At 77.3% G+C, this 5893-nt stretch carries 1 protein-coding gene; it reads left to right on the forward strand.

Annotated features, from left to right (window positions below):
* On the forward strand, positions 1 to 5893 hold a 5893-nt coding region (locus L6E12_RS23970), incomplete at both ends, for a type I polyketide synthase (RefSeq protein ID WP_236230180.1).

Genomic DNA, 5893 nt, shown 5'->3' on the forward strand with positions numbered 1-5893 from the left:
GGGGGCGGGCTGCGGGCCGAGCTGGCCGGGGTCGCCCCCGCCGACCGGCTGCGCCGCCTGGTCGCCGTCGTGCGCGAGCACGCCGCCGCCGCGCTCGGCCACGGCGGCGCCGACGGGGTGGACCCGCGCACCGCCTTCCGCGACCTGGGCCTGGACTCGCTCACCGCCGTGGACCTGCGCAACCGCCTCACCGCCGCCACCGGCCTGCGCGTGCCCACCACCGTCGTGTTCGACCACCCCACCGCCACCGCGCTCGCCGAGCACCTCGACGCCGAGCTGTTCGGCCGGGGTGCGCCCGCCGAGGTCGTCGTCCGGGAGGCCGTCGACGAGCCCATCGCCATCGTCGGCATGGCCTGCCGCTTCCCCGGCGGGGTGGCCTCGCCCGCCGACCTGTGGCAGTTGCTCGACACCGGCGGCGACGCCATCGGCCCGCTGCCCGCCGACCGCGGCTGGCCCGCCGACCTGCACCACCCCGACCCCGACCACCCCGGCACCACCTACGCCGCCGCGGGCGGGTTCCTCGACCGGCTGGCCGAGTTCGACCCCGCCTTCTTCGGCATCTCCCCGCGCGAGGCCGCCGCGATGGACCCGCACCAGCGGCTGCTGCTGGAGGTGTCCTGGGAGGCCCTGGAGCACGCGGGTGTCGACCCGACCACGCTGCGCGGCACCCGCGCGGGCGTGTTCGCGGGCGTCAACTACCAGGACTACGCCGCCCGCCTGACCGGCGCGGACGACCTGTCCGAGGGGCACCTGCTCGTCGGCAGCGCGGCCAGCGTCGTCACCGGCCGCGTCTCCTACACCCTGGGCCTGGAGGGGCCCGCGGTCACCGTCGACACCGCGTGCTCGTCGTCGCTGGTCGCCCTGCACCTGGCCGCCCGCTCGCTGCGCTCGGGCGAGACCGACCTGGCACTGGCGGGCGGGGTCGCGGTGATGTCCAGCCCCGGCGCGCTCATCGGCTTCTCCCGCCAGCGCGGCCTGGCCGCCGACGGCCGGTGCAAGGCCTTCGGCGCAGGCGCGGACGGCATGTCGCTGGCCGAGGGCGCGGGCATGCTGCTGCTCACCCGGCTCTCCGAGGCCCGCAGGCGCGGGCTGCCCGTGCTCGCCGTGGTGCGCGGCACCGCCACCAACCAGGACGGCGCGTCCAACGGGCTCACCGCCCCCAACGGGCGCTCGCAGCAGCGCGTCATCCGCGAGGCGCTGGCCGAGGCCGGGCTCGGCGCGGCCGAGGTCGACTACGTCGAGGCGCACGGCACCGGCACCGCCCTGGGCGACCCCATCGAGGCAGACGCCCTGCTGGCCGCATACGGCAGGCACCGCGACCAGCCGCTGCTGCTCGGCTCGGTGAAGTCCAACATCGGCCACACCCAGGCCGCCTCCGGCGTCGCCGGGGTGATCAAGGCGGTGCTGGCGCTGCGCCACGCCCACCTGCCGCGCACCCTGCACGCCGACGAGCCGACCCCGCACGTCGATTGGACTGCGGGCGCGGTGCGGCTGGTGCAGGAGCCGACGGCGTGGCCGCAGACCGGCCGCGCCCGCCGCGCCGGGGTGTCCTCGTTCGGCATGAGCGGCACCAACGCGCACGTGGTGCTGGAGCAGGGCGACCCGCTGCCCGAGCCCACCCCGTCGGCGGCGCCGGTGCCGCTGCTGGTCTCGGCCCGCACCCCGGCCGCCCTGCGCGACCAGGCCGCCCGGCTCGCCGCCGCGCTGCCCGCACTCCCGGCGGCCTCGGCCGCGTTCTCCCTGGCCACCACCCGCACCGCCTTCGACCACCGGGCCGTCGCGCTCACCCGGGACGCGCTCGCCGCGCTCGCGAGCGGCACCCCGCACCCGCTGCTGGTCGAGGGCGTGGCGGGTGACCCGGGCGGGATCGCGTTCGTCTTCCCCGGGCAGGGCTCGCAGTGGGTCGGCATGGCCCGCGCGCTGCTGGCGGGCTCGGCGGTGTTCGCCGAGCGGATGGGCGAGTGCGCCGCCGCCCTGGCCGCGTTCGTCGACTGGTCGCCCGCGGCGGCCCTCGACGACGCGGAGCTGATGGGGCGCGTGGACGTCGTGCAGCCGCTGCTCTGGGCGGTCATGGTGTCGCTGGCCGAGGTGTGGCGGTCGTGGGGCGTCGAGCCCGCGGCCGTCGTCGGCCACTCCCAGGGGGAGATCGCCGCGGCCGTGGTGGCGGGTGCGCTGTCGCTTGAGGACGGTGCGCGGGTGGTGGCGCTGCGGTCGCAGGTGCTGCGTAGGTTGGCCGGGCGTGGTGGCATGGTGTCCGTTGCGCTGCCGCAAGATCAGGTCGCTGCGCGGATCGCCGCGTTCGGGGAGCGGCTGTCGGTCGCGGCCGTCAACGGGGCGTCGGCCGTGGTGGTCTCCGGCGAGCCGTCTGCCCTGGATGAGCTGGTCGCCTACTGCGAGGCCGATGGTGTGCGCGCCAAGCGGATTCCGGTGGACTACGCGTCGCACTCGGCTCAGGTAGATGAGCTGCGTGACGAGTTGCTGTCGGTGTTGGAGCCGGTTCGGCCGTTGGTCGGTTCTGTGCCGGTGTATTCGACGTTGACGGGTCGGGTTGAGGACGGCTCGGTGATGGACGCCGGGTATTGGTTCGACAACTTGCGGTCCACTGTGGAGTTCGCTGCTGCTGTGGAGCGGTTGGTGGCGGATGGTTTCGGGACGTTCGTGGAGTGCTCCCCGCACCCGGTGCTGACGATGGCCCTGCCGGAGGACGTCATCGCTGTCGGGTCGCTCAAGCGCGACGACGGTGGGCTGTCGCGGATGCTGCTGTCCCTGGGAGAGCTGGTCGTGCGCGGTGTCCAGCCCGACTGGACCGCCGTCGTCCCCGACGGCGAGCGCGTCGAGCTGCCCACCTACGCCTTCCAGCACGAGCGCTACTGGCTCGACGCCCCGCGCCGCACCGGCGCCACGGGCAGCCACCCCGTCCTGGGCGACGCGGTGGAGCTCGCCACCGGCGCCGGGCTCGTCCTCACCGGCCGCGTCGGTGTCGGCTCCCACCCCTGGACCGCCGACCACGCGCTCAGCGGGCGCGTCCTGGTGCCCGGCACCGGCATGCTCGACCTGGCCCTGCACGCGGCCGACCAGGCCGGGTGCACCCAGGTCGAGGAACTGCTGCTCACCGCACCCCTGGTGCTCCCCGCGCGCGGGGAGCTGGACGTGCAGGCCACCGTGTCCGAGCCGGACGACGAGGGCCGCCGCGACCTGGTGATCCACTCCCGCGCCGCGGGCTCGACCGCGCCGTGGACCGAGCACGCGACCGGCGTGCTGAGCCCGCAGGCCCCGGCCGTCCCCGACACCGACCCGGTCTGGCCGCCCGCCGGGGCCGAGCCGATCCCGGTCGACCCGGACCAGGTCTACGCCGCGTTCGCCGCCGCGGGCTTCGACTACGGGCCCGCTTTTCGCGGCCTGCGTGCCGCCTGGCGGGCGGGCGACTCGCTGTTCGCCGAGGTGGAGCTGCCGGAGGCCGCCCGCGACGGCGCGGCGGGCTTCGCCGCGCACCCCGCCCTGCTCGACGCCGGGCTGCACGCCGCGCTGCTCGACGCCCTCGACGGCCCCGGCGGCGGCCTGCCGTTCGCCTGGCGCGGCGCGGCCCTGCACGCCACCGGCGCCGTCGCCCTCCGCGTGGCCCTGCGCCCGGTCGGCCCGGACGCGATCTCGCTGGACTTCACCGACACCGCGGGCAACCCCGTGCTGACCGTCGCGTCGCTGGTCTCGCGGAAGATGACCGCCCGGTCGCTGTCGTCCGCGCCCGACTCGCTCTACCTGACCAGGTGGACCCCGGTTGCCGCGGGCGACAACCGGGCCGAGACGGTGGTCCTGCGCCGCACCGGCGCGACGACCCAGCGCGACGCCGTCGTCGACACCATCACCGAGTTGCGGGCGCTGCTCTCCGGCGGCGACGCGCGCGTCGCCGTGGTCACCGAGCGGGCCGTGGCCGCCCGCGACGGCGAGGACGTGCTCGACCTGGCCCACGCCCCGCTGTGGGGCCTGGTCCGCTCGGTGCAGGCCGAGCAGCCGGGCCGGGTCGTGCTGGTCGACCTCGACCCCGAGGGCACCCCCGGGGCCGACCTGGCCGCCGCCCTCGCCGTGGTGGACGAGCCGCTGCTGGCCGTGCGCGACGGCGCGGTCCTGGCCCCGCGGCTGGCCCGGGTCGGCGCGAGCGCCTCGCTCGTCCCGCCCGGCCCGGTGTGGCGGGTCGAGGCCCCCGAGCCCGGCACGCTCGACGCGCTCGCCGCCGTCGACTGCGCCGAGGACGTCGCCGAGCCCGGCCCGGGGCAGGTGCGGGTCGCGGTGCGCGCGTCCGGGCTGAACTTCCGCGACGTCATGATCGCCCTGGGCATGTACCCCGAGCGGGCGCAGCTCGGCGGCGAGGGCGCGGGCGTGGTCACCGCCGTCGGCGCGGGCGTCACCGGGTTCGCCCCCGGCGACCGCGTGTTCGGCATGTTCACCGGCGGCTTCGGCACGCACGCGCTGGCCGACGCCAGGATGCTCGCGCCGGTGCCCGCGGGCTGGGGCTTCGCGGAGGCCGCCGCCGTCCCCGTCGTGTTCCTCACCGCCTACTACGGCCTGCGCGACCTCGGTCGCCTCGCGGCGGGGGAGACCGTGCTCGTGCACGCCGCGGCGGGCGGGGTCGGCATGGCCGCCGCGCAGCTCGCCCGGCACTGGGGCGCGACCGTGCTGGCCACGGCGAGCCCGGCCAAGTGGGGCGCTGTGCGCGCGCTGGGCGTCGAGCGGGTGGCGTCCTCGCGCGACCTCGCCTTCGCGGAGGAGTTCGGCGCGGGTTCGGTCGACGTGGTGCTCAACTCGCTGGCCGGGGAGTTCGTCGACGCCTCGGCGGGCCTGCTGCGCCCGGGCGGGCGGTTCGTCGAGATGGGCAAGACCGACGTCCGCGACGGCCTGCCCGGCGCTCAGTACCGGGCGTTCGACCTGCTCGCGGACGCGGGCCCGGACCGGGTCGGGGAGATCCTGCGCGAGGTGCTGGCGCTGTTCGACCAGGGCGCGCTGACCCACCTGCCGCGCACCGAGTTCGACGTGCGCCGCGCCCCCGACGCGTTCCGGTTCGTCAGCCACGCCAAGCACATCGGCAAGGTCGTGCTCACCACCCCCGCCCCGCTCGACCCCGACGGCGCGGTCCTGGTCACCGGCGGCACCGGCACGCTGGGCGCGCACGTGGCCCGCAGGCTGGTCGCCCGGCACGGCGTGCGGCACCTGGTGCTCGCCGCCCGCTCCGCCGACACGGCCGTCGACCTCGCCGACGAGCTGCGCGCCGCCGGGGCCGAGGTCGTCCTCGCCGCCTGCGACGTCGCGGACCGGGCCGCGCTGGCCGACCTGCTGGCGGGGCTCGACCGCCCGCTGACCGCGGTGGTGCACGCGGCAGGCGCGCTCGACGACGGCACGCTCGACACGCTCACCCCCGAGCAGGTCGACGCCGTGCTGCGGGTCAAGGCGGACGCGGCCACGGCGCTGCACGAGCTGACCGGCGACCTTGCCGCATTTGTGCTCTTCTCCGCCGCAGGCGCGACGCTGGGCAGCCCCGGGCAGGGCAACTACGCCGCCGCCAACGCCGCCCTCGACGCCCTGGCCGCCCACCGCCGCGCCCACGGCCTGCCCGCGGTGTCGCTGGCCTGGGGGCTGTGGGACGAGGCCAGCGGGCTCACCACGGGCGTCGACCGGGCCCGGCTCGGCCGCGGCGGCGTGCGCGCGCTGCCCACCGCCGAGGCGCTGGACCTGTTCGACGCCGCGCTGCTGGTCGACGAGCCCGTCCTGGTGCCCGTCGGCCTCGACCTCGCCCCGCGCGAGGTCGTGCCGCCGCTGCTGCGCGGCCTGGTCCGCACCACGGCGGCGCGGCGCGCGGCCGCCGCTGCCGCGGGGGAGGTCCCGCTCGCGCAGCGGCTCGCCG

The sequence above is a fragment of the Actinokineospora sp. PR83 genome (assembly GCF_021056305.1).
Classification (GTDB): domain Bacteria; phylum Actinomycetota; class Actinomycetes; order Mycobacteriales; family Pseudonocardiaceae; genus Actinokineospora; species Actinokineospora spheciospongiae.